The sequence below is a fragment of the Pedobacter psychrotolerans genome (genome assembly GCF_004340665.1).
GTDB classification, from domain to species: Bacteria; Bacteroidota; Bacteroidia; order Sphingobacteriales; family Sphingobacteriaceae; genus Pedobacter; species Pedobacter psychrotolerans.
Genome location: NZ_SLWO01000004.1, coordinates 359,374 through 383,719, shown reverse-complemented (window position 1 = coordinate 383,719; position 24,346 = coordinate 359,374). Strand labels below are relative to the sequence as shown.

16 protein-coding genes and 1 pseudogene are annotated in these 24,346 nt (G+C 38.7%); 6 read left to right on the top strand and 11 right to left on the bottom strand.

Features of this window, described 5'->3' with window-relative positions; all coding sequences use genetic code 11:
* Nucleotides 1–125: 125 nt before the first annotated feature.
* Nucleotides 126–1,025, top strand: a complete 900-nt coding sequence (locus EV200_RS11985) for a winged helix-turn-helix domain-containing protein (protein ID WP_132532885.1) — start codon at nucleotides 126–128, stop codon at nucleotides 1,023–1,025.
* 211 nt (nucleotides 1,026–1,236) lie between these two features.
* Here the strand turns inward: EV200_RS11985 and EV200_RS11980 are convergent, their stop codons facing one another.
* Complete coding sequence (locus EV200_RS11980) at nucleotides 1,237–2,379, bottom strand: MFS transporter (RefSeq protein ID WP_132532883.1); 1,143 nt, start codon at nucleotides 2,377–2,379, stop codon at nucleotides 1,237–1,239.
* A 106-nt stretch (nucleotides 2,380–2,485) separates the two neighbouring features.
* Here EV200_RS11980 and EV200_RS11975 point away from each other — a divergent pair, with 106 nt between their 5' ends.
* Complete coding sequence (locus EV200_RS11975; protein ID WP_132532881.1) at nucleotides 2,486–2,845, top strand: winged helix-turn-helix transcriptional regulator; 360 nt, start codon at nucleotides 2,486–2,488, stop codon at nucleotides 2,843–2,845.
* Nucleotides 2,846–3,733: 888 nt separating this feature from the next.
* A complete protein-coding gene (locus EV200_RS11970) occupies nucleotides 3,734–4,636 on the top strand; it encodes a hypothetical protein (RefSeq protein ID WP_132532879.1) in 903 nt (300 codons plus the stop codon).
* A 424-nt stretch (nucleotides 4,637–5,060) separates the two neighbouring features.
* Here the strand turns inward: EV200_RS11970 and EV200_RS11965 are convergent, their stop codons facing one another.
* The 6 genes from EV200_RS11965 to EV200_RS11940 all read right to left on the bottom strand — a co-directional run bounded on the left by EV200_RS11965 (nucleotide 5,061) and on the right by EV200_RS11940 (nucleotide 11,600).
* Entirely contained in the window at nucleotides 5,061–6,068 is a 1,008-nt protein-coding gene (locus tag EV200_RS11965) for a S1 family peptidase (protein WP_132532877.1), read from the bottom strand.
* Nucleotides 6,069–6,435: 367 nt separating this feature from the next.
* Nucleotides 6,436–6,702: a hypothetical protein gene (locus EV200_RS11960; RefSeq protein ID WP_132532875.1), complete on the bottom strand. Its 267-nt coding sequence runs from the start codon at nucleotides 6,700–6,702 to the stop codon at nucleotides 6,436–6,438.
* A gap of 639 nt (nucleotides 6,703–7,341) precedes the next feature.
* Nucleotides 7,342–10,014 (bottom strand): carboxypeptidase-like regulatory domain-containing protein, encoded by a 2,673-nt coding sequence (locus EV200_RS11955; protein ID WP_165877921.1) that lies wholly within the window; start codon nucleotides 10,012–10,014, stop codon nucleotides 7,342–7,344.
* 10 nt (nucleotides 10,015–10,024) lie between these two features.
* Nucleotides 10,025–10,867 (bottom strand): GLPGLI family protein, encoded by an 843-nt coding sequence (locus EV200_RS11950; protein WP_165877920.1) that lies wholly within the window; start codon nucleotides 10,865–10,867, stop codon nucleotides 10,025–10,027.
* Nucleotides 10,868–10,910: 43 nt separating this feature from the next.
* The gene (locus EV200_RS11945) at nucleotides 10,911–11,243 is read right to left on the bottom strand and encodes a hypothetical protein (protein ID WP_132532869.1); all 333 of its coding nucleotides are present in this window, start codon (nucleotides 11,241–11,243) and stop codon (nucleotides 10,911–10,913) included.
* Nucleotides 11,244–11,267: 24 nt separating this feature from the next.
* Nucleotides 11,268–11,600: a hypothetical protein gene (locus EV200_RS11940; protein ID WP_132532867.1), complete on the bottom strand. Its 333-nt coding sequence runs from the start codon at nucleotides 11,598–11,600 to the stop codon at nucleotides 11,268–11,270.
* Between the two features lie 318 nt (nucleotides 11,601–11,918).
* Here EV200_RS11940 and EV200_RS11935 point away from each other — a divergent pair, with 318 nt between their 5' ends.
* Nucleotides 11,919–13,841 (top strand): tetratricopeptide repeat-containing sensor histidine kinase, encoded by a 1,923-nt coding sequence (locus EV200_RS11935; RefSeq protein ID WP_132532865.1) that lies wholly within the window; start codon nucleotides 11,919–11,921, stop codon nucleotides 13,839–13,841.
* 11 nt (nucleotides 13,842–13,852) lie between these two features.
* On the top strand, nucleotides 13,853–14,599 hold the full coding sequence (locus EV200_RS11930) for a LytR/AlgR family response regulator transcription factor (protein ID WP_132532864.1): 747 nt from the start codon (nucleotides 13,853–13,855) through the stop codon (nucleotides 14,597–14,599).
* Nucleotides 14,600–15,178: 579 nt separating this feature from the next.
* Here EV200_RS11930 and EV200_RS11925 read toward each other — a convergent pair.
* The 4 genes and pseudogenes from EV200_RS11925 to EV200_RS22205 form a co-directional block, all read right to left on the bottom strand.
* A pseudogene (locus EV200_RS11925) lies at nucleotides 15,179–15,442 on the bottom strand (response regulator); the annotation flags it as partial.
* Between the two features lie 130 nt (nucleotides 15,443–15,572).
* Nucleotides 15,573–21,761 carry a hypothetical protein gene (locus EV200_RS11920; protein ID WP_132532860.1) on the bottom strand — a complete coding sequence of 2,063 codons (6,189 nt, stop codon included), beginning with the start codon at nucleotides 21,759–21,761 and terminating at the stop codon, nucleotides 15,573–15,575.
* Between the two features lie 12 nt (nucleotides 21,762–21,773).
* Nucleotides 21,774–23,093 (bottom strand): ComEC/Rec2 family competence protein, encoded by a 1,320-nt coding sequence (locus EV200_RS11915; protein WP_132532858.1) that lies wholly within the window; start codon nucleotides 23,091–23,093, stop codon nucleotides 21,774–21,776.
* Between the two features lie 241 nt (nucleotides 23,094–23,334).
* Entirely contained in the window at nucleotides 23,335–23,460 is a 126-nt protein-coding gene (locus EV200_RS22205) for a recombinase family protein (RefSeq protein ID WP_208864538.1), read from the bottom strand.
* A gap of 382 nt (nucleotides 23,461–23,842) precedes the next feature.
* Between EV200_RS22205 and EV200_RS11905 the strand changes: the two genes are divergently transcribed.
* Nucleotides 23,843–24,244 carry a hypothetical protein gene (locus tag EV200_RS11905; protein WP_132532856.1) on the top strand — a complete coding sequence of 134 codons (402 nt, stop codon included), beginning with the start codon at nucleotides 23,843–23,845 and terminating at the stop codon, nucleotides 24,242–24,244.
* Nucleotides 24,245–24,346 lie beyond the last annotated feature (102 nt).

Genomic DNA, 24,346 nt, shown 5'->3' with positions numbered 1-24,346 from the left:
ATTGTATGCTCCTGATGGTTTCTTATCTATTTAATTGATTCACCGAAATTACTTTGATATATTTCCGTCAGAAGAATCAGGATTGTAAATAAAAATGTAAACTTTGTAAATAAAAACTTGACCATATGCATCTTAGCCTTAACTCTCTCTCCAGGAAGCGCAAATACTTGTTCGGATTGGTATTAATCTCTTTGATCTCTGTAATCTGTGCGGCTTTCAGTATGACTGGCAGCGATAACTTCGACTTTGAGAGAAGGGAAATTTTGATTCGTAGAATCGGACATGAATTACTTCTTCAATCGGGAGACAGTATATCGAGAGTGCTCCCGGTAAAAAAGCTTGCAGAAAATGAATACCAAATCAGTTTTGAGCATGAACTTACTTTTCGATCGGACTCTTTGGTGAATACTACCAGGCGTTTGTTGGCCAGAGACCCGCTCGCAAGCGACTATGTAGTTAACGTGCTGAACTGCGGCAACTCAAGTGTAGCCTATGGATACGCCATATCTAAAAATAAAAAAGATGATATTATAGCTTGTGCAGGAAGAGTGCAACCCAGAGGTTGTTACATGATTAACATTAAATTCAAACCGACTGGAATCAATATGGCAAAGAATGAATATCTTCTCGGCAGTCTGCCATTCCTGGCGCTTGTTGGTTTTATTTTTATGAGATCTGTTAAGCCGCGAAGGGTTTTACCTGATGTGCAATATTCTAATATGTTCACTTTAGGCCAAGTGTTATTTGATGCGAAGAATCGGAAGCTCATCATAAATGAAAAAATAATAGATTTGACCGGAACGGAAGCTCGTGTACTGCTCATTTTCGCATTGTCTCCAAATGAGACCATAGAAAGAAGCCGACTGCAAAAAGAGATCTGGGAAGATGAAGGTGTGATTGTAGGCCGTAGCTTGGATATGTTCATATCAAAACTTAGAAAAAAACTGGAAGTTGATCAAAATATCAAAATTGTTGTAATACGGGGGAAAGGGTATAAGCTTGAAATTAACAGTAGTGTGGTATAATTCAATTGGTATGAACAGATTAGCATTACTGAAGGGTTTGTGGACCCAACTGCGTATTTCTCGAACCATTTCCTATCTGATTTGCATTTAATTGAGGATTTGGCAAAAAATATAGCATAGCATTCAACACTTATTGCTTGCTCTATTTATGCTTAATGATTGGCTGTGTTGTTTCAAAATACTATCAGTATGATTTGATAAGGTTGGTGTGCTACTTAAATAGTATCTTTTTTATTATTAGAATGACAAAAGAAATTATCAGGCACCCCACGCTTGCCCACACTACATTTTGGATACCGTAGGATGCAATAACTTGTCCGCCTAGAAGAGTTCCCGCTGTAACGGCAAAATTTCCACAGGAAGTGAAGATGCTATTTATAAATTCGGGAGAATCTGATGTCGAAGAAGTGATGTTTATATTGCTGATCAGGAATCCTCCAGAGTGAACCAATCCCCAAAAGGAAATAAGTAATATTACTGGAATAAACGCACCGCCAAAAATATTTAGTAATACATGAATACTTCCTAACAGAATGATAAACGACAGTGTTGTTCCGTATGGATATTTGCCCATCAGGTTACTTGCTAAATTATTACCAATAACGCCAACAAGTCCAAAAAGAAAAAACATTAAACTTGTTTTATCATTATCCATCAAGGCTACTGATTTTAAAAAGTCAGCCATATATCCATAGGTTGAATACATTGCCGTTATGATAAAAAAAGCCAAAAGAATGTTCACCCACAAAAGTCTATTGTTTAAGACTTTCTTTTTTAAATAGCGTACTGATGGGATTTTATCGTCTGTAGTGGGAAGAAATATTTGCAAACCAATAAGAGCGATCACATTAATGAAGCCAGTAATAAAAAACGACCATTGCCAATTAATTAGGCCGGATATAAATGTGGCTATAGGCACGCCTAAAACTGTTGCTATAGTAAGTCCTGAGAATATTATACCAACAGCCTTTGATTTGTCTTCCGAATCTGAATTCTTTTCCGCAATTGATAATGCAATAGACCAGTATACAGGATGGAAAAATGCAGGAAGCATTCTTACAACCAATAATTGATAAAAATTGTTGGCCAAACCAGAAAGAACATTGCATATAAAAAAAAGTAACAATGAAAATAACAATAGCTTTTTCCTGTTAATGGATGATGAAATGGATACCATCAACGGCCCAAAAACTGCAACTATAAGTGCAAATGCACTTAGTAGCCAACCTGCCTTTTCAATTGATACATGAAAAGCTTTTGCTAGATCTGGCAATACCCCGATAACCCCAAATTCAGTTGTAGTAATACCGAACACACCCAAAGCAAGTACATAAAGATTTTTTTTAGAATTCATTTGTTGTTTTTTTTGCAAATTTGCAAAACGAACTATTATCCAGTCATATACTTACCATTATGTTCTATACTTACCTTTTGGATAGTCTAAATCAAAAACCCTAACGATGCCTGAATTTTTTCACGACAAACGACTATATTATACACCAATAGAATTTGCTCTTAGTCATCTCGGTGGAACTTGGAAGATGCCCATTCTATGGCGTTTACAAGAAAAAGCGCAGCGCTTTAATGAACTTAAAAAGGATATACCTCACATAACCGACAAAATGCTGACAAGCCAACTAAGGGAGTTAGAAAGCAAAGGATTAATTAATAGGGAAATATTCCCGGTAATACCGCCGAAAGTTGAATATAGCCTAACAAAAAAAGGAATGAAGGCTATCCCTATCATTGAAACAATTATGAAATACGGTTATGATCTAATTCAAGATGCAGGAATTGAGTTTCCGCCAAAAAAAGCATAGTGATAATCTTTATTTGAGGCCTACCAAAATCGGCATTACCCATCGCTAGCGCACACGTGCCGCATGTGAAAAACCCATCTATCGGTTGGTGTCTCACCAACTGAAAAACTCATGCCAATAATTTCAATTGATATCAACAGATTGAAGAGACTAAACTTAGGTTGGTTGGTGAGACACCAACCAGTAGGTTAGCATTAGCCTAAAAATTATTTACAGAGAAACTTTTCGCACACCAACAAACCCTTCAGTATTACTGAAGGGTTTGTTGGCCCACTTGGGCTCGAACCAGGGACCAAAAGATTATGAGTCTTCTTGTTTATGAATTTAAATAACTGGTTATCAATATTTTATATTTTAGTTAAACCACGTTCTTAAGTATTTCTTAAGTTTTTTGTAAAGGTAATGTTATAATATTCATAGTCAATTACTCTCGTCAATATATGATATCTACTAGCAAAGAATAATGTTTTAAGTGACTATTCGCTCATTGACTGTTTATTATCTAAGGCCAGGATGTCGAAGATATTTTAAAAGAGGAACCGAACTTTATTATTGAAATGGTAAGTTGTCCTTAAGAAAAGAAAGACAGAGAAATTAAACTCAAGAACTTTTTCCTTATAATTTGATAAGTTTGGGTAGAGTAACTTAAAATTTTTCCAATAAGAATCATAGTCTAACTTTTTACAAAAATGTAAATAGCAAAACATTCCAAAAAAAAATAGCTAAATATTGAATAACAGCTCTACACCAGACTTTAACAAATGCAAGTTTCGGTGAACATCAGGCTTCGCTGTATAGTGAGGCTATAATTCAATTCTAATAGCATAGTTTACCACTAAGTTCTGTATTTTAGCTAAATCCTAAGATCTAAATATTAAAATATTTCCAATGAAACCTGTATTTTATTGTTGTCTATTAGTTGCCCTTATCACCGTCTCTTGCCGGGATAATACAAGGAGAGCGAATAATACCAAATTGAAAACAGACAGTATAAAAAATGCCTTTGCAAATCCTGACACGAGCAAATCAGTCGGTGATACAACGATTACTTCATTAAATCGTAAAATGACAACTGAGCAGCTTCTGTCTATGGTCGGTGGCCTGAAGAAGGAAGTCGAGGAAAAGCTTTCAACCGCCTCAAAAACCGAAGCTGATGAAATTTATGATGCTTATCTAAAAGCAAACAAGATCCTCGTTGGAAAAATTATAGTCTCTGAAATCCGATTACTAGACAAATTTTATGAGGAGGATGACCAAATCCAACTCAGGGTGAAAAAACTAGGAGCGCTTTTAAAAAAATATGATCTGGACTACGACGAAATTGGCGAAGGCATAGTTGAAATAAAGACTAAAAATGATTTTTATAATAACATTTTCAGAAACTATGTTTCTGATGATTATAAAGAATATATAGCAGTCAGAAGTGAGGAAAATAAAGTTTCCTATGTTGCCGACGCGGCCTTACTCATATCCTTTGAAAGGATTGGGGAAAGAATAATTGTCTGGGAGAAATTATTATCAAAATATCCGAGATCTAAACTCAGGAATAAAATACGGGACCAATACCAATCTTATCAGAGTGACTATCTATTCGGCTTAGATAATACGTCAACAATAGAATTTCAAGGTTCTGAAAAAGCATTTATAAACACCGAAAATATAGACGAGTTCAACAGATTTATGGCAAAATATCCATCGAGCCCGACCAATAGACTGATTAAGATATTTTTAAAGAACTTCAAAGACGAGAAGATACGCAACTTAATTGATTCAGAACAACAGAAATTATAATTTTGGAATTATCCTGCTAAATAGGATGAAGTTTAAAATATTTGCCAGTATCGCATTTTTACTGCCGTTGTTAACTTGTTCACAGAGTATACATTTGGTACTACAAAACCTATCGAATTTACCTATGGCTTTCAACATTAGAAAGGTGCTTTTGTATACTACAAAGGCTAGATGCTTTTATACTATCATATCCGGATTTAGCATATTGTTGTTCTAACTTGTTGATATACGATTTATCCTCATATAGCTTAACTGTAAGCTGGGCTGTTGCTGTTAAACTATAGCCTAAAAGAAATAGGATAAAAAGTGGTAATCTCATTAGTATAGGTTTTTCCTTTGTATTCAAAGATGTCAATTTTGGCAGACATCTGAAATACCCTGTATTTAGGAGGTTGCAGCAACCTTGCTTAAATCTGCCGATTTATCATAATTCGCCCCTTATAAATGGGCTTACTTTGATCTTGTCTACTTCGGATAAACCATTATAAAATTCTGTTAAGACAGGTTTAATATAGGATATTTTTACTGATCTTATGATTTTAGGAGCACCTTCCTTATCGCTTGCTCTCACCATAATTCCCAATAATTGTCCCGAGGAATTAAATATGCCCCCGCCGCTCATTCCAGCGATCGCTTGCGCTTCTGTAAAGAATTCGGCACTCGCATTATACGGGATATCTCCTTCGGCATCGCCTGCAATCTTCAATTTTTGGATTGCTTCCGCTGCTTCTTTATTGGATAATACCTTTCCATAAGCTACTGCTCCGTTCGGGTAGTTGATATTATCCTGAGGATAACCAACCGCAATGACTTTTTCGCCTGCTACAGCGGTATTCCATGTTTGTGTTGCTTTTGTCCTATGCTCGGGATCGTATAGCTGCAATGGTTCAGACGTTTTAACAAGTTCAGGGTATTTGGGAAAAGGGCCTTGCGGAGTTCGTTGATTATCAATTATTCCTAGATAAAAATCTTCTCCCGGCAGTAGGGTCGTATTAGTGGCACCGGAAGAAATATCAAAATGAATGAGAGGGAAATCTGCCACCAATGTATTTCCTAAATCGATACCTCCATTAGTCGGAGGAATTTGCGATGTTTCAAAAATGCCCGTGTTTTCGGACGATAAGTCAAAGAATTGGGCGTTTCGGGAATTCCATCCGGATATGTTATAAACATGGTTGGCGCTTATATAAAGTCCCAAACCATAATCGTTTTTTCTACTCCAAATTGTTTTTGATCCGGGGCCACGTCTTCCAACGCTTCCCCGTACCTTATTTAGTAGGCTGATCAGATTTTGATCATTTCCGTTCAAAATATCTTCAATTTTCGGAACGGTTTGCTCGCTTTTTGGAACAACTGGGTTATTTCGTTTACATGATTGGACGGCTATTCCAACACTTATTAATAAAACTGTCAATATTGTTTTTGCTTGCATATTATATTGAGCTTAGATAATAGTATTTAACATTTTAAGTTAACTTCCGCTAATCAGGCATTTGGTGTCTGTCACTACTATGAAATAATTAATTTTTTTAAAACTTATTTGTCGCACATGAAGAAAGTATCCTTGAGAACATCCTCCCGGCCGCTATTTATACGATTAAATTGTTGAAAACGCTACATTGAACTCAGCCTTTGTTGTTTCGTCAGAGCCGGTAAAGAAATAACATCCAGACTCCGAAACGGCTTGCAAAATCGAAGCACAAATCTTTATTTTATATAAAAGCTCAATCGAAGAATTGCCATCGAATTTCGTAGTTTAGTCCCAATATCACGAAACCCTTCATAGCCGTTCCTTTTTTTTAATCGATTTGGCTTAATATTTTTTCAGCAATTTTTTCGCAATGAATTTTATTTCCATCCATTCCCATATTTACAGTTTCAATTTTAAAAAGATGTTCAGCAATTTTGACTTTGTCCGCTCCGTCAATTGTTAGTCTGAATATATGACGTGTATAGTCTTGATATTCGTCTCTAATATCTTCAATGTCATTTACACCAATTGGGTCCCAGTCTTTCCAAAGAATTTCGTCAATTGCTTTATAAAGTTTCTTTTGTTTTTCTGTCATTTTCTGTTGCTTCTATTCCAACATTTAAAGTTCTTTAAATATTGTTCTGGTTTGGCATTGGTGTTGGTTTTCCTGGTTTTGTGTTTTCACTTGTTCTGAATATGTCAGTTCCAGCTTTTTCCAATCTTTTGGATAAGGCCCCTTAAAATACTATTAAGGTCTGAACCAGCAAATAATCGCTTTGTGGGACATTTTTTCTCTTTGCCGTAATTGGTGCATATAAACTTACAGCTGAAAGAAAGATATACAGTAGGGGGTGGATACCTTCGTTTTTTGATCAAAATAAGAAGAGTATTAATGGATTGTTTTTAGGATAGATTTATGTGGAGTTACTAAGTTATTTGCCGCTTCTCAATACTGGTACCTAGTGTTTTCGAAAGTCAATTGAATGTTGTTCTAAAATGTGCAGGAGATACTTTAGTTTTGGTTTTAAAAAGCCTACTGAAAGACTGAGGGTATTTGAACCCTAATTTGTATGATGCATCCTTTGATTGAATGAGGAGACTTTAATTGTATAGGAATGGAAGTAAGAGTTCTTCTTAATTGCGCTCTAAAATACGAATAGTTGTTATCTAGCAGCTATTTGATAGCCCTACATTATTATTTACACGTTCTGTACGATTATTTGAAAATTTTTGCTTAAAAAGTAAATGAATACTTGATTAGAAAGGTTCTTGATCGCAATGGCATTTGGTAAGTTGATAATTGGTTCGCAGACGAACTAATTTGCTGGTAGGCTCGCTGATTAATCAAATTGACGCATTGAAATTCGAAGAAGCTTTTCCAGTTGGTGGGTGCATATTTTAAGTTGAAATCTAAAAACTGATTACGGATAGGTTCATGCGAAAACTGACGGTAAGAAACGAAATTATAGGTTAGGACATAAGAAAACCCTGAACTCAAGTTGTGTAACCATTCGCCCTTTATTCTTTCGTTTGCCGATTCATTTTCAATCGGTCCACCTAAACTTTCTTGTTTATTTAATGATCTGCTTAAGTCTCCGGCTACCGATAGTGTAACTTTCGCAAATAGCTTTTTTCTTAAGCTTAATCCAGTGTTCAGCTGGTAGGTTTTAAAGGGCGTAATCTCACCGTTATAAAAATTGTTTCCTTTTTGCATGCCTAAGCTTCCATGCGCAGCAATATTTATTTCGAGTGAAAAAATGTATTTAGATATGTTGCCATTTAATGAATATTGATCTATAGTGTTCCTGAAATCGATAGCCACTGATTTTGTCAGTCCGCTATCCAAAGTATAAGAATTGATAAAGTTTTGATTAGTTCTGTCGAAGCCAAGCATTAGGTTGTAAAAAAGCATTTTTAGTGGTTTTCGGTAAGAATACCTTAAATTAATGTTAGTCAGATCTGTTTTCGGCAAAGGTGTGTCGTTAAAATTAAATTGCCGGTAGTTAACTAAGATAGTGCCACCGTAAATATCGTTAACTTGTCCAAATTGCGTTTGTTGGGCAAATCTTGTATTCAGTTCACTGTACTTTCCCAGGGTTTTTCTAAATTCTATCATCGGATTGAACACAAAATACGTGTTCTTTTTAGCAGTGCTTCTCTCCGAATCGGAATAACTGATGTTATTGAGCGTTGGACTTGCCTCCAAATTAATCGAACTCTTTTTCAAAAGATAAAGTGCCGAAATTCTTCCGTATAAGCCTAAATTACTAAACCCGATATCGTTTTTAAATTGGTTCCCAACTGATGAGGTATTATTAGTGCTATCGGTTTTATATAGATGGCTGTTTAATTGATTGTGTTCGAAGGAAGCGCCGGCGGCTGCGGATAAAACAAAGCAATTAAACTTGGTTTTAAAAGTGGCAGATTGATTGATGAATATGTTTTTAGTACTGGCTCGCTGGTTTAACGCTAAGTAGCCGGCGCCACCATTGACAATATTTTGCTGAATGCCTGGCGCAATTTCCAGGTTTTCATCTACTCTATAATATTGTACCAAACCATTGTATTGCAAAATGTTATTCACGCCTAAAGCCTTTACCAAATTGGTTTCATTACTAATGGATAACTGTTTTGTAGGTTGGCTCTGCCCGAAACCTTGTTCATTTTGTAATGTACTGCCATTCCTTTTCCATTTTGGAATTTCCAATTTAGTGATTGATTTTAAATAAATGGATTTGCTGTTTTTTTCAAATTGCGCTTCGGCGTGCCATTGATTTAATTTATAAACGTTGTCTTGATCTGCATTAAACCGGATGGTATCGGTAGTGCCTAAAAAATAATTTATGGTGTTATTATATTGAAATTTTCGTTTCAACTGAAGGGTAGATAAATTTAGGCGCAAGCCCCAATCGGCTTTCATTTTTATCAAAGCATTTAGGCTGCCAGCATAGTCATTATTTAATAAATAATACTTTTCTTTCATGTTTGGCAAGGTTTCACTTTCCATTGATAGGAAGGTTTTAGGTAGTTTTAATGCCACTTCATTGTTAAAAGACTGTCCTAAAACCGCCTGTTCGGCTTCGAGATTTTCGCCAATGTTGTTGGTTTTAAAGGTGTTGATGGCTTTGATCTTTTTATTGAAGATTAGGTTATTAAGCTCGGCCACATGGGCCTTATTTCCTGCACCCAGATAAGCCGAATTCACCATCATCGTTCTGGCACTATCGGTAAGTTTGATGTTGAGCGAAACATTATTGCTGCTTACAAAACCATTCAGCGCTTTTACGGGTTGATCGCATTCTATCACCTGCACCTGCTCTACAGCACCCACAGGAACATTGTTGGTAGCCATCTTGTAGCGGCCATCTAATAAATTATCACCATCAATATAAACATTGGTAATGCGCTTACCGTTATAACTTATAGCCCCATTTTCATCGATTTTAATGCCTGGTAAGCGGTTGATCACATCACCAATCACCCGATCGTTTGATTCCTGAAAACCTTTAACGCTGTATTTCAAGGTATCGCTTGATAAGCTGATTTTAGTGTTTGATTTGATGGTAACCTCCGTAAGCTTATAACTTTTTTGCTTAAGCACTACGTTTAACAGCTCGTTGTTTTTTTGTTCAATGGCCTGGTAAAACTGCTGGAAACCCATTGCAGTTACTTTTATAGAGTAGCTTTCATAACCGATTTGGAAATCACATTTAAACAAACCCTTATCATTTGTTGTACCAAAGGTAACGCCTGCCCCAGCTTGGTTTACGATAGCTATTGATGCCGAAGCAACCGGATTGCCGATACTATCTTTTACCGAACCACTTATAGATACGGTATTTTGTGCGGATAAAAACGTCGCACAAAATAATAGTGTTAAACATAAAAGGAAGCCTTTCTTTAACAAATTTTTGCGCTTAATCGGTTAATTCCAAGGGATAGTTAATGGTGAATTTTTTCTTTGGGCCAGCGTTAGTATTTCCGCCGTTTGAGGTGATCTTATCAACGGTAATTCCGCTATCGTTGCCGAACATGTTGAAGCCATCAGCTTGTGCTTTCTTCATTTGCTCATACTCTTTGTTGGTTGTTGAAATTGCATCGGATGGAATATTAATTGACTTAACAGTTTGCAGATTGCCTTGAGTGACCAACTTTGTACAGGTAAATTTTATGAAATGACGGTCATCATAGGCTTCCAATATTAAACCAGGTAAACCCTGTAGTTTCCATGGGCCAAAGCTTGCCGGGATATCTGTTGTAAACCAGGCTGTATATTTTCTGCCTTTGCAAATACCAGTGGCCTTTTGGCAAGTATAACCCAACAGATCTTTGGTTTCCTTATCAATCTTCCAATCGATTTTACCAGAAACTTCGGTAATTAAATAACGTTGTTGGGGGGTATTTTTTACAATTGAAATCTTGCCATTGTCGATGTAAATATCATCTTCGGTAACCGGTAAATAGGTTCCCATATCAACTACATCGCTATTTTTGGCTTCTGCTGCAGCTAAAATAGCCTGAACGGTAGAATCTTGCTTTACCCGGGTTTGACTACTGTAAACACTTTTTTTGGTATTAAAAGCAAGGATAAAATCTTCACTATATAATCTACCCGTTTGGGTACTGTCTTTAATGTGGTAAAAATGATAGTAAGCAATTGCAGTAGGTAAATCTTTTTGCCTGGTGTCTTTGTATTTGAACGAAAATAAAGCGCCTAAAAAGATTGTGGGTATTATAAATTTTAAATAGCTGTTCATCATATTGGAGTTAAAAGAAACCATCCTCTTGTTTAATTATGTTATATTAATAGGGGTGAAAACAACCGTCACCAAACCAACCATCAGCAATACCGTTGTCAAAATAATTTACAGCAGATTGCATTAACGTCATATCATCAACATGGTTAGCGCCAGATACATGTATATTCCATTTCGTGCCACATGCATCGGTAAACTGAAAGGTTTTTGCCCTGCGTAACAAGCTACTTTGTTTGTTGCTCACATCTAAATAGACGTTTTTTTCAATTGCAACATTTTTAAATAACTTGGCTACTGGAGAAACCTTCAATTTTAAATCGTTAGCAGATGCACTAAATCCTATTAGTGCGCATATAACTGCGAAAAATATTTTTCTCATAACTTTTTCTTTATATTTCTATTATTATCCTACCCAGAAACAACCAGTTATAAGATTGTCTTTAAAGTGATCCCATGCGAACTGCCACAGTGAATGATTAGATGCACTACTTGCACCTGAAACATATATTGTAGTTTGTGTTCCACAGGCATCGGTAAATGTAAAATTCATTTGCCTACGAAATAAATTTGAGACCTCCTTACCAGCCTGTTCCACAATAATCGTTTTTACCTCACCCGATTTTTTCAATGTTTCTACTTTTGCCTCCGTTGGTGATTCCCTTTTTGGAGTTAAATCGTTAGCTGATGCGCTAAAGCAAATCGCGGTGCAAATCAATGCAAAGAATAATTTTTTCATAATCTTTTTTGTTTAAATAAATGGTTAATAGTGATTAGAAATCAGAGGATGGTTTCTTATTTCCGATTTAAATATGTAGAGAAATGAGTTTCAAAAAAAAGGCTAACCTACATCTGCCGATGCCCAACTGATATTCGTTTGGTTTCTCCGTATTTTTGCTGATCGATTTGAATAAGGTTTCCGAAAAATCAAATAAGTATTGAAGTAATACGGATATGGAATGAAAAACTGCGAATGTTCAACTGATTCTTTTAGGGAAATTTGTATTGATATATTTAGAGCATATTTACAGATTTTAAGAAGTCAATCTCCGCATTAATGAATATCACTGCAAGAACTGCATTAGCCCTTTGCGCTATCTTGAGCTTCCTGTCTATTTCCTCTTGCAGAAATAAGGAAGGTAAAAGCAACGGCCAGCAAAAGGCCAATCAAATTGTTATTGGTGAAAAAAATTATTTATCGTTCATCATTGCTCTTGACACCCTTCCGGCTTTTAGGGTCAAAAAAATGATTTTAAAGGAAGATAGTCTGCTCAGTGTTGCCATAGATAAAGACGGTAATCCATACTACCATTTTTTTAAAGCTCGAAAATATGGTTTTGAGAAAAAACGTGATAGTGCATTAAGTGAATATCAAAAAATAAAATCTACCAAACCAAATGATGAAATAGCGCTTTTGAAAACCTATGGAATTCTGGCACTAAACATGGGTAATGGCTCCACGGTTGAATCGGCATTAACGGGCAAAATATTTACTGCTATCAAATTGGCAGAGGGTGCGAATAGCCGATTAACTTATCGTTTTTACGATTTGCTGGCACAAGCTTATTTCCAAAATCAGAACGAGAAAAAATCATTGGAATATGCATCCATTTACTTTAATCACCATCCATTCAAATCTCATCCAGCAGTGAAGCAGCGCTATTTTGACATCTCTTTTCTGTTGGCTTCTGGATTGAAAAACCTCAAAAAAATGGAGTTTTACAACAACCAGGCTCGAATATTGGCGAAGCAAATTGGCGATAGCTTAGCATTGGCCCGCACTTACGATAACCAGGCGCAGATTTATAGTCAGCAAGGCCTGTCTGCAAAAGCTGTGGTTTCCAGCAAACGATATTTCAACTATCTGAAGAGAACTGATAACCTCAACGATATTGCTTTTAACAATTTGGCCACTAGTTTTATCAGGAATAGTCAACCCGATTCTGCCATTAAATATTACAAAGAAGGCATTGCATTCGAAAAAAATGATTTATCTGGAAAGCAAAAAAACGTTTATTACAACGGGCTAATTGATGCGTATAAACTAAAGGGTGAATATGCCAAGGCGTTGGAAGCTGCAGAGGCTTCGCACAGAATTGAACTTAAAAATAATGAAGCAATCGAATCGGTTAAGGTTGCAGAAATGCATGAGCAGTACGAAACAGAAAAAAAAGATCGGAATATTGCGGAATTAAAAGGTAGGAATAAACTGAATGAAACGATTATTAAGCAGCAACGTTCATCGATGTTTTTACTTTTACTTATTTTTTTAGGTTTAATTTCTTTCTTTTTCATCATGTACCGCCAGCAGCGATTGAAATCGAAAAACAATTTATTGAAGTCAGAAAATCAACGCCTTAACATGGAGCAAAAAATGCTTCAAGCCCAGTTAAACCCGCACTTTATTTTTAATGCTATTGCTAATTTGCAAAGTATTGTAGCTTCAGGGCATATTAATGAATCTACACGCTATCTTAAATCGTTCTCTGGTTTGCTACGTGGTATTTTAGAACAAAACAGGAAAGATTTTATTGAAATAGCCGAAGAGGTAACTTCGTTGAATAATTACATTCAACTACAGCAAATGCGCTATGCAGGGGTTTTCGATTATCAAATTGATGTAGATCAGCAACTCGATGTAAATGAAATACTTATTCCGCCCATGCTGATCCAGCCCTTCGTTGAGAATGCAATTGAGCATGGTTTCCGAAATATTGCCTATAAAGGTTTGCTCCTGATTTCTTTCAAATTAAAGGATGATTTGTTGTGGATTGAGGTAGATGATAACGGTAGTGGGCTGGTACAAAATCCGGCAGATAAGCCCAAAAAACAATCTTTGGCCCAAATTATTATAAAAGAGCGGTTTGAATTACTGTTTAAATCAAATAATCAACATGCAGCATTTGAGGTAAAAGACAAAAAAGCACTGGGCTGCAGAGGGGTTAGCGTGGAAATCACCATACCAGTTATTAAAGATTAAGAAAAATTAATATGAAACTTTATATTTTGGAAGATGAAATCCGCATTTTGCAACATATTTTGCAAATTGTTAAAAGAATAGATTACTTGGAAGTTGTTGGCTTTGCTGCTGAAATAGCAGTGGGCGAAAAGGAAATTCCTGCATTGAAGCCAGATATTATTTTGGCTGATATCCGCTTAAAAGATGGCGACAGTTTTAATCTTTTTCATACTATTGGAATGACCGATTTTCAGGTAGTTTTTCTCACCGCTTACGATCAATATGCTATTCAAGCCCTAAATTTGGGCGCTTTTGGTTATCTGCTCAAACCGATTGATGAAGTATTACTAACCACCACTTTAAATAAATGTTACCACCACCGGGAGCATGAAAGTTTCGGGCAACAACAACTGGCCATTGCGAAAGACCATTATTTGACGCAAGGAGTAGGGGCAAGCAAGCGCATTGCCTTAAAAAGTGTAGAATATATCGAAGTGGTAGCGATCGAGGACATCATGTTTTGCAAAAGCGATAAGGGTTATACCAGCTTCTTTTTGAATGACGGCCGTGAAATTGTGGTATCAAAAGGCCTGAAGGAATACGAAAGTTTACTTACGCCTTTTGGCTTCTTAAGGTGTCATCAATCCTATTTGGTGAATTTTAAATACGTTAAGAAATACTATCGGGAAGGTTATTTGCAAATGGAAAACAAGGAAAACATCCTGGTTTCAAGCAGGAAGAAAGAAGAGGTTTTACGGTATCTGGAAAATATCGCTTAACCATATAAAAAGGGGGTTATTAGCTGTAAATCATATTCTGGAAGGCATTTTTTTGCAAAACCGTCTCTAAGGGAAAATCAACGATTGACCTGCCAACACTATGCACGCAGTCCCTTGAAAATTCAGCCGTCCATTTTGTTCAGGTTTAATGAATATTTTACTTTTATGAAAAAGTTCATTTTTCGCTTTGAAATGATGAAATTGTTCATTATTGTTGATTGTTCATGAATCATGAACATGTTGATATGAGTGAACAATGAATACTATATGCAGGACTTAAAAGGCTAAGCGAATTGACTGGGCTCGATTATGAGGTGCTTAAAACTGAAGTGCTTATAGAAGAACGTATGGTTGATGCATTGGTTTCTATCGGGGCGGGGAGGCAAAGGAGTCTCTTTAATGTGCAGATACGGCATGAACTGAGCAGCAGCCAGCTTCCGGTGATTTTGCATGTGCTGGATTTGGTGGATGGTCATGCGCCGCTCATTATAAGTCGGTACCTATGTGGCTTTGGAGTACCGACAGATCAAAGTGATTCTGCTTAAGTTGTCCATTCTCTTGTGCCATGGAATCCCTGTTCTATAAAGCCGGATCCAGCCAGTCCTTAAATAACCTGATGATCATATCCTCTACAAACGGCTTTGCCACGAAACCGTCCATTCCCGCTTCCAGGAACTTTTCTTTTTCGCCCTTTACATTGCCTGCAGTTAATGCAATTATTGGTACACGGCGGTCAGTCTCCAATTGCCGGATAATTCTTTTTGCTTCGTAACCATTCATTTCAGGCATTTGGATATCCATTAAAATAAGGTCAGCCTTGTCATATAAAGCCAATGCCTCCTGTCCATTTCCAAAGGTAAGTTGCTACATTTGACAGGAGGAAAGCAGATAAAGAAACAGGTAAGTGATGTTGAATTTTACGTAGTATCTTTTAAGTTTCTCAATTCGTTGAATCCAATGTACATAAGTTTGTTTATTTCCTTTTAATAAACTCGCTGATATCCAAAGATGCGTCATAACCCTCTGGTACAGGCGGGGCTTGTGATGTGCCAGTGCTTCTTCGTCTGTATGTTAATGGTGCTGCTGTAGGTACCAATTCTGCTCGACCCATCGGTTTCCCGGAGATAATTGACGTACCGACTTCCCAAAGATTGCTTGTGATGCTGTTAACCATATGTGTTTGTAAGCTGGAGATCAGGTCTGGAATACTATTGCCGGTCGGCGTTACATAAAGGGCAATTTCCGGCAATGCTAACCTAAACCGGGTATCGTTGATAGACGCTTCCAGCGCAGAATTAAATTTGATACTGATTCGCGTTGTCTGCTGGCTACTTTCGAACTCAGATAACTTATGTTGTAAAGCCTGTTGCTTTTCTTCTAATGCTTTCATTTCGACCATATCAGGGATTACCTGTTGATTAAGCCATTCCATTTGCTTTTCCAAAGTCATCATTTGCGTAAGGTTTTCATCCGCATCAAGCATAAAATGGTTGCGAATTTGATCATTGATGAGGTCAACCTTTTTTTTATAAATCTTGGCCGCTAACAGTAAGAGCCACTGATTTTCAAGGTCCATGTCCTTTTCCTTGATCTCACCTGACTCACGACCTTTAATATATCGCATTGCCCTCGCAATGTCCTGCATGGTTCCAGCGTGCGATCCATAAGCATTGAAATTGGCAACCACACGGTCGAGCACGTAGAGGCGGCTGATATAGATGCGCTTTTCATCTTCATCAGTGAATCCTATTGCATTGAGTTGATCGACATACTGATTTAACAGACTTAAAAGCTCTGCCTTCGCAGTGTTGAACTGTTCCTCTTTGTTGCGGTCTGACGAACGGTTAATGTAGGCCTCAAATAACTGCCTGGTGCGGTATATATCAGTAAGCTGTTCGGCAATATCCTGCAACGCTTTTTCCTGATTGGTATATGTAACAACCGGTATATAGCGCGCGGCGTATTTGTTCTTCAACTGAACCAGTTCGGTAAAGAATTGCTGCACAAAATCGTAATCAGGAGCCGCCCCACCATCAATCAGATTTTTGACCTGATAAGAGCCAATTTCGTCTGAAGCATTCCACAGTATGGTGTCAATGTAATTGAGCCGGTATAGGAACAACCGCTTTTCAGCGTCGTTCTCAAGTAATGAAGTGGACAATACCAAAAGATAGTTATTTACCTCCCGCAGCATGTCTTCTTTCATCTGCAAAAACTGCTTCTTTGCCTCGGGATCACCGCCGCTTCTGTGCTTGGCCTCATATAAACTTTTTACCTTCTCAGCATCAGTCATGCTTTGCTGCAATTCCAGCAACCAGCGGTATTTTTTTACATCATCTGTGATACGCTTATAGCCGTTGACCTTTGGCGCGAGCTCGGCCTTTTTGTGTTCAATAGCTTCTTCCATTCCGGCCATTTCTATTCGTACCGCTTCCAGTTCCTGCCGAATGGTATCCGTAGCCGCAGCCGGATTGTACATGTCCATATCCATACGTACTATAAAATCCCCAGAAATGGTGAAGCCGTCAAATACCACTACTTCATACCACTGCCAGGTGAAAATAGAAAACAGCCAGAAGCTTTTACGGCCGAAAATGTGTTTAAAACCAACGGTAAAGCTACTCTGTGCAGTGAGCCTGCTATAGTCTGATTTTAATAGGCAGGCTAAATTGAACTCGGATTTGATTCCAAAGATGGCTGTCGTCGATTTGAGGGCGAACGTCCAGGTATCTCTTTTTAGTTCAAGCTTGACTTGACTACTTGTAAGTTTGAAAAGCGATATGCGAGCCGACACATAAAGATCGGTGAGCTGCATGTCGTTATTGACGGCAACCAACATTGCCGGGCCTCTGCCGCTTTCTTCGGCAGCCTCCAGCACAAGCCATCCTCCAAGCCATTCTATCCTATCCATGTCACCCTTCATGGTGAAGCCATTTGCCGCTGTATTACTGATAGATAGTGCTATATTCTTTCCCCAGATGATAGTCCGTGTATAGAATAATTGCTCTGTTGCACTAATCTTAATGGTCGTTGATGAATAAAGTTCGCCTAAGCCCGGCAGCGTTAAACGCATAGTGGCCTGGTCGAGCAAAAATTCATCCTTAGATATAAAAACCTTGGAATGGCTCGATATTCCAGCTGGCGAATTCAACCCTACTTCTGCCGCAGATGGGAGCAGGCTAAACTTACCTGAGAAATAAAAAGTGTGTGGCTTCTCAGATGCAGGATACTGTAATTCCCCCTCCAGCATGGTATGGTTAAATGCCGGAAAACGCAACAGTGCCGTTCCTTTCACCATCACGGGGTTTGCCTTGTTATAAGTGTCAATGGATACCAAGCCTTCTAATTTTGTTTCGAGCAAGTTGAGCAGACCGGTTTGCATGTGAATATAAGTAGCAAAACCTTGGTTTTGAATAATCGCTAAGCCAAAACGAGACTTAAATTGCAATACAGAGGCAATGTTGAGCTGACCGTTAATGAGCGCAATCATGCCTTGCGTGTCTTTTGTGACGGTCGACGGTACAAAGCTATGCAAGACAGCCGCCATGTTGTCATCTGCCCCCGGCATATTCAGCGAACTCAGGAGGCGCGCTATGGCCGTTTTATTCAGCAGGAATTCCTCGGGTGTTGTTATCGCATAGGCAAGTGTAGCATTAATACCAAAGCTGTTGGCCGGTGTTTTGGCGCTGTTGATGCGCCAGTCAATCGGCATACTTTGGATCAGTTTGTTGACCTTGAAGAATTTTATGTCATTCAGGATTTGGGTGACGATCTCATAGCCGCTAATGCTAAAGAAGTCTGTTTGATTTCGTCCGATAACCGCGCCCCCTAAATATTCTGGCATCTGTAAAAAGGTCTTACTGACCGTAAAACGAAAATCCAGATCCTTTTCAGCCTCCGGTAATGTTTCCGGAAGTGCAAAGCCTGGTTCTTTAAAGAACCGTACTAATTCACCTATACGCTTTAGTAACGCGACAATGTTTAACCTCGGCTGCGGGAACTTTATATGCCCGGCCATCCGAATCCCCTCTATACCACAATAGTCATAACCAAGCTCGTCATAAAAGACTGGAATAGGAATGGGTACATAAGTTTGATAAATAATAATCATCGACAGCTTGGAAACCGTATAGGTGCGCTGTACCTGTCGGGCATCGGGCAAGCTTTCCTTCCAGGGAGTTGTCGCTCGAAGCAATGCAGACCCTAAAGTCAAAAGATCAAACTGGTCCACAACCATATCCATCGAACAGGTTAGTAAGCTGCCGCCCATTGTCGTGCCTACTGAGAACCCGCGTAACTCAATACCATTGAGCACCGGTAATGGGCCAATAGCTGCAGGGAATAACAGACGGAGCACATCCGTCCCTTGCTGTTTATTGCCTTCGACGCCCATATCTATATTGATACCACCATCGGCTCCGACTGCAACTTCTGCATAGAATTTCTCAGGAATGGTCAGGTGTTTCATATACACATCACGCAGTCGCTCGGGAAGTTCGTCCAATACTCCATCGACGGCTGATATAATACTTCGAACTATTTTACTGGTTGGGTCGTCCCCGGTGAGATTTAAGGCTTGCAGGATAGTAGCTACGTTCAGATGCCCGCTATCGTTCAGTATGGCAATATTAGTAATAGGAATGGCATCCGGGATGAATTCAGCTGCCTTGGCAAGCTTAAATTGGTCTTTGATGATCTGCTTGAACAGGTACATTGGGAAGCGTAATTCTCCTTCCCGCTCGAAACTGATTCTACCGCTGAATGCACCGTTTTTATAAGTCAAAACAGGTAACATAATTTTCAGCTTGCCGTAGTAACCGAGATCACAGTACCAGTAGCCGTCCTTAATTTCAAAAGCTTTGACCTTAAATGGCGAATTGCCTAACCTCAGCTTTACCCCTCCGGAGGCGGTAGCAGCAAAGGTTAATTTAAAATAACTGTCGGCGTCTCCTTCAACATAGGTGCGGAATAGTTCAAAGGCTGGCTTGGTTTTGCTTGTGTCCGCCGGGTCCGGCATTGCACCAAACATTTTATTCAGGTTCGATGGCAATCCAAGGGCTATATCAACAGATGCCTCAGCCTCCTTGCGCAGTGCAAAAGTAAAATTACTCAAGCCGATGGCCAGGGTGCCAAGCTGTACCTTGCCAGTTGGAAACTCAACTTCTGGCAACACGAAGGTGAGCGGCCGAACTATATGGTCTAAGGTAATCACCTGTTCTGTCTTACTAATTGTAAGCGATGCGGTCATCTTGTCGGGAAATATGGAGGCAATATTCTTATTTAGGTTCCTCAACTGCGTCTCAGTTGTCGCACTAAATTTCCAGCCTTTGTCTGCTTCCTGCTTTAACTCGATGCGCTGTAGTCCAAAGCGCAGCAAAACATTCTTCCCGTCTATGCCTGGAATAAGCGTAGGCAATTCTATTGATGATTTGCCTTCATCGCTGACAAACCCAACACTATTCTGATCCTTTTCGATATTGGCTTTAAGCGTTCCTTCGAGGTTTAGTAAGTAACTGGCCTCAGCTACGCCTTCAGAAAGATTAATCAGTCGAAAAGCACCTTTTGTGCTAATTGTACATCTGTTATCGCCTTTTTTATAGCTAACGGTCAGCTTTTTCGATTCCAGCCTAGCAAGAGGCGCCAGGTTCAGATAACTGTCATTATCAATATCCAGATCAAACGCGCCGTTAGATGTATCAATTTTGACAGAACCACTGATAATTTTCACTTCAAATAAATCATCAGGCATCTGAAAGCCAGGGAAGAGATAGGACAACACTTCGGTAAGCTTAAGTGGTGAATTTGCGGTAAAGTTGCCTGCCATCATAATACCTCCGGGAAGCTTTTCCCCCGATAAGGCAACTTTTAGATTATTGCCGAGTAACAACTCTCCGGAAACACTACCTGTGAGAATGCCCTCTTGCTTTGTCCAACTCAATTCAAATAACGTGTTGCCAATTTTTATTCCTGACATAACCTCCCAAAGCTGTTCGGAAGCAATGGTTAGGGAGAATTCATTGAATGTTTTTTCAGCAGGGCTGAACTGCATTTTTAAATCTCGTATATCAATCTGTAACTGCTGTTCAAGGAGGGAAGCTGGCAATCCTGAATTGGATAGTGTTGAAAGGCCTAACAGCACATCAATGTCTTTCAATCGAGGAAGTCTCAATGCTGCATTCAGGCTAACAAGCCAATTAGCCGTCAGGTTATCTACCTCAATCAGCAACGTTGTGGTAAGATTTTCGACAAGCGTAATTTCTGAAATTACTGTAAGAACCGAGCTAACACCGCTAGCGGTTTTATCCAATCGCAGTGATAGGCTTGATTTGCCTGTTCGGCAAATACCTTCCATTAATGTCCATGCCTCCCTGACTTCAAGGGTAATTCCTGTAGAGATAATTGTTAATTCTCGCAGGTTTACTAGTGTATATAAGTCACATAAATAGACACCAGGAACGTTGCTAAAGGATTCGGGTAAAATGGCGGAGATTGACTGACCTAAGAGAAAAGCACTTATTTCGTCCAAGCTTTTTTGAAGAGGTACTTCCTGTTTCGTGCGTATAATCAATTGGCCGGGCCTGTCAGTTCCGGTCTGTACGGACGCCTCCAAACCAGTTTGCCCAATATTGAGACGGCCACCAAATGTGACAATTGCGGATCCCCCTTTAGTGATACGGGAATACGTCCTATAGTATATAAATGATAGCTGCTTTAGCTTTAACTGATTAAAGCCAGGCAATGCCCATTCGCTCGTCCCGGCAATGGATGTAAAACGAATATTATTCTTTGCTGTATCGCCTTCAATAATTATCTGCTGAAATGCAATGCTGGGCAGTAAACCAGCCGATGTCAATTGGTCATATATCGAAGCGAGCCCGGGTTGGATCAGCAAGCTTCGTAAGGGCAATTGTTGAATTTCTACTCTAAGTTTAAAATCGCTTTTAATTCCGGCACCCTTACGAGTTAAATCGACCGTTGCCACCTGGTCATACACTGTGCCATCAGCATGGACAGAAATAATCATGTTGCTTTCGTCTCTTTCAACGACAGCGTTTTGAACCGGTATGTGCGTCAAGGATAGCAAATCGAATAATTGCTTCCATGATTGAAAATTATAGGTGGTATTATCTAACGAAGTGATAGTTTCAGGTTGTGGTGACATAGACGCAAATGGCTATTTTATGTGATGACAATTGAATACCTGGTAAATTTTCTCCTCAGGTTTTTTAGGGTCGTGAAACTCAACAGAAAACACACTCTGTTCGGTTATCGGCGTTTCCTTAAAGGCAACATCTGTGAGCTGTATCTCATTTTTCAGGTCAACTGTAACGACATACGTCCCGATAGGAAAAGGTGTACTTTGCTTATGCATTTGCGCTTGACTAAATGCCAGCCAGTAGAGGTTTGTATCAGCAAATCGCTTCGTCACTTTAATGGTATCCTCATTGTAGGGGATCGTTGTAATGCAAATGCCTCTGAGCTTAGCCTCGTTTATTGGTTTTGGCGCCTTAGCCATTCGTTCTAATGTCTCAACATTAGGGTGATTGAAACCTCTTTGCTGGCCGCATGAAATTAGCCATAGGGATGGGTTTGTTACGCTAAGAAAGGTATCATTTGAGCTTTCCTTACTCCCGTGATGATTGAGCTTAGCCACGCATATATGGCCCTTATACAAACTATCTTTGGTTGCAAGGCTTATGGCATTGTAGGAAGGATTTGAGCTAAAATAAGTTGCAAGCGGTGTCTCGTGATCTGTATAATTCCCTGTGCCGCCGCCTAAATCACCGCCTGTATAAAACCTGAACTGGCCAAAGTGCAAGACCCACGCCAGACCATCATCGTTATTTGTACTATGCTTGGGAGATATTATCCGCCTTGTATTACCCCTGACATATTGCAATCCGGCAACGAGATCAAGAGTAACGGGTATATTATCGATCGTATCGAAATCGATAGACTTGCTTATACTTTTTATTTCGCTTATCTGAAAAACCGTTTGTACGTATGTCGGATTACTAATCAAAGTGACGAAATCCTTAAGCGTTGCGGTGGCGGTATGTTCGGGTTTTAAGTTTGGATTCCAGTCAGATGCCCCGGCTGTTAGCCCTGCATCCGGATACTGTATACTTGGACCAAAACCACCAGGAACAATTAAACACTTTACTTTTTTCCCTAAAGCCAACAAATATTTCTTTGTAAAGCTATTAAAGCCGCCGTAGTGATCGCTGTCATAGTGTGACACTATTGCATAGTCTATATCTCCGGTATATTTGAGTACATGTTGGATATACGAGCCAACAAGCTCACTAGTATGATCTTCGCCGAAGTCGATAATCATGATCTTGCTGATAGTATCGTTTTTTCGTGTAAGAACAACAGCCGCATCTGCCTGATCTACATTGAGTTGGTGAATTTCCAGTTTTTGCGCATGTAAGGAAACAAACGTGGAAACTAATAAAATAAAGGTGTTAAGGACGCGTCTTGTCGTTTTCATATGGTAATAATTATTAATTCCTTTTAATAGGGTGCGAAAGGTATCCAGAAAATAATCAATGAGAATGAAACAGTGTTTCAAACAATGGGCACATCCCTTATGCGCGGAGATTATTTGCCAAATTAAGACCATTGCTTTTCTTACACTTTGCCGCATAGGTGAAATGCAAGATCTCGCTCCTGTAACTGCTGAATCGATTAATTTACAAACATTTCCATAAATACGTTTAATTGCCAGGCAACTAATTCATCACCTTTACAAGTTGAGCAATCATCTTATCGAGTTCCGGACGAACCTTCGTTGCTCCGGAAATTGTTTCTCTAAAAATGATTTCACAATCCGCCTTTTCGAGCGCTTCAATCTGCAATTCAAATTTCGTTCTTTGGTAAAAACCCTAGCGTATCCGATCTTCATTATTGTATAATTAAAATGTTTATCTGTAAATTTAATAATATTTGTTTTGTAACACAAATTTTCAGAAAAGTAAGGCTGTAAAATATGATTCAGTCCGAGATTGATTTAAAAATGTCACAATACCGCCGTTTTATAGTACACCTATAAGGTAACTTTTAACTTACCTATGTCCTAGTTACTGCGTGTAATGATCGGATCAATCTGCATTTTTCTTTTGACAAAAACGAACATAGTAACAATTCCCTTTTATGCCATCAAGGGTATATAAACGGTGAAGGACCGCCCTTGACAGCATGGGAATGTTACTGCAAATGTTCTAATCAAAAACAAAAAATATGCAGACAGATAACCTAATAACCGCCCAGACCGAAGAAAAAAAGACAGTGCTGTCGTGGATAGTAGAAACCAACTTGCCGGAAGCAGATCAGCTTATTTGCAAGGTTTTTGAGAATGATATTTTTCTTTACAACATTAATGTTATAAAGAGCGAAATCAACAGGAACGCTCAAGCTAATGAAGTGATCAAAACCGCAAATGTCCTTTACAACTACGTTTCCCCAGATGGATTTGCAATTGCAATGGAGGACTTCGGAACACGTCAAGAAGCTGATGAATATTTTGAAAGCTGGAAAAAAGGATTTGAAAGACAGGGCTATTATTCATCTACACAATATGGCCGACTACAATTAGACTTACTAAATGAGTTTTGCGAACTATCCCGATACGTCGAGGATTAAGATAAGTTTCTTATTCTTTTTAGACAACCATGACAGGTGGTTTTTTAATGTCCTGATGATACCACGCTAAAGTTATACTTAAGGAGAGATAAAGGTGCAGAT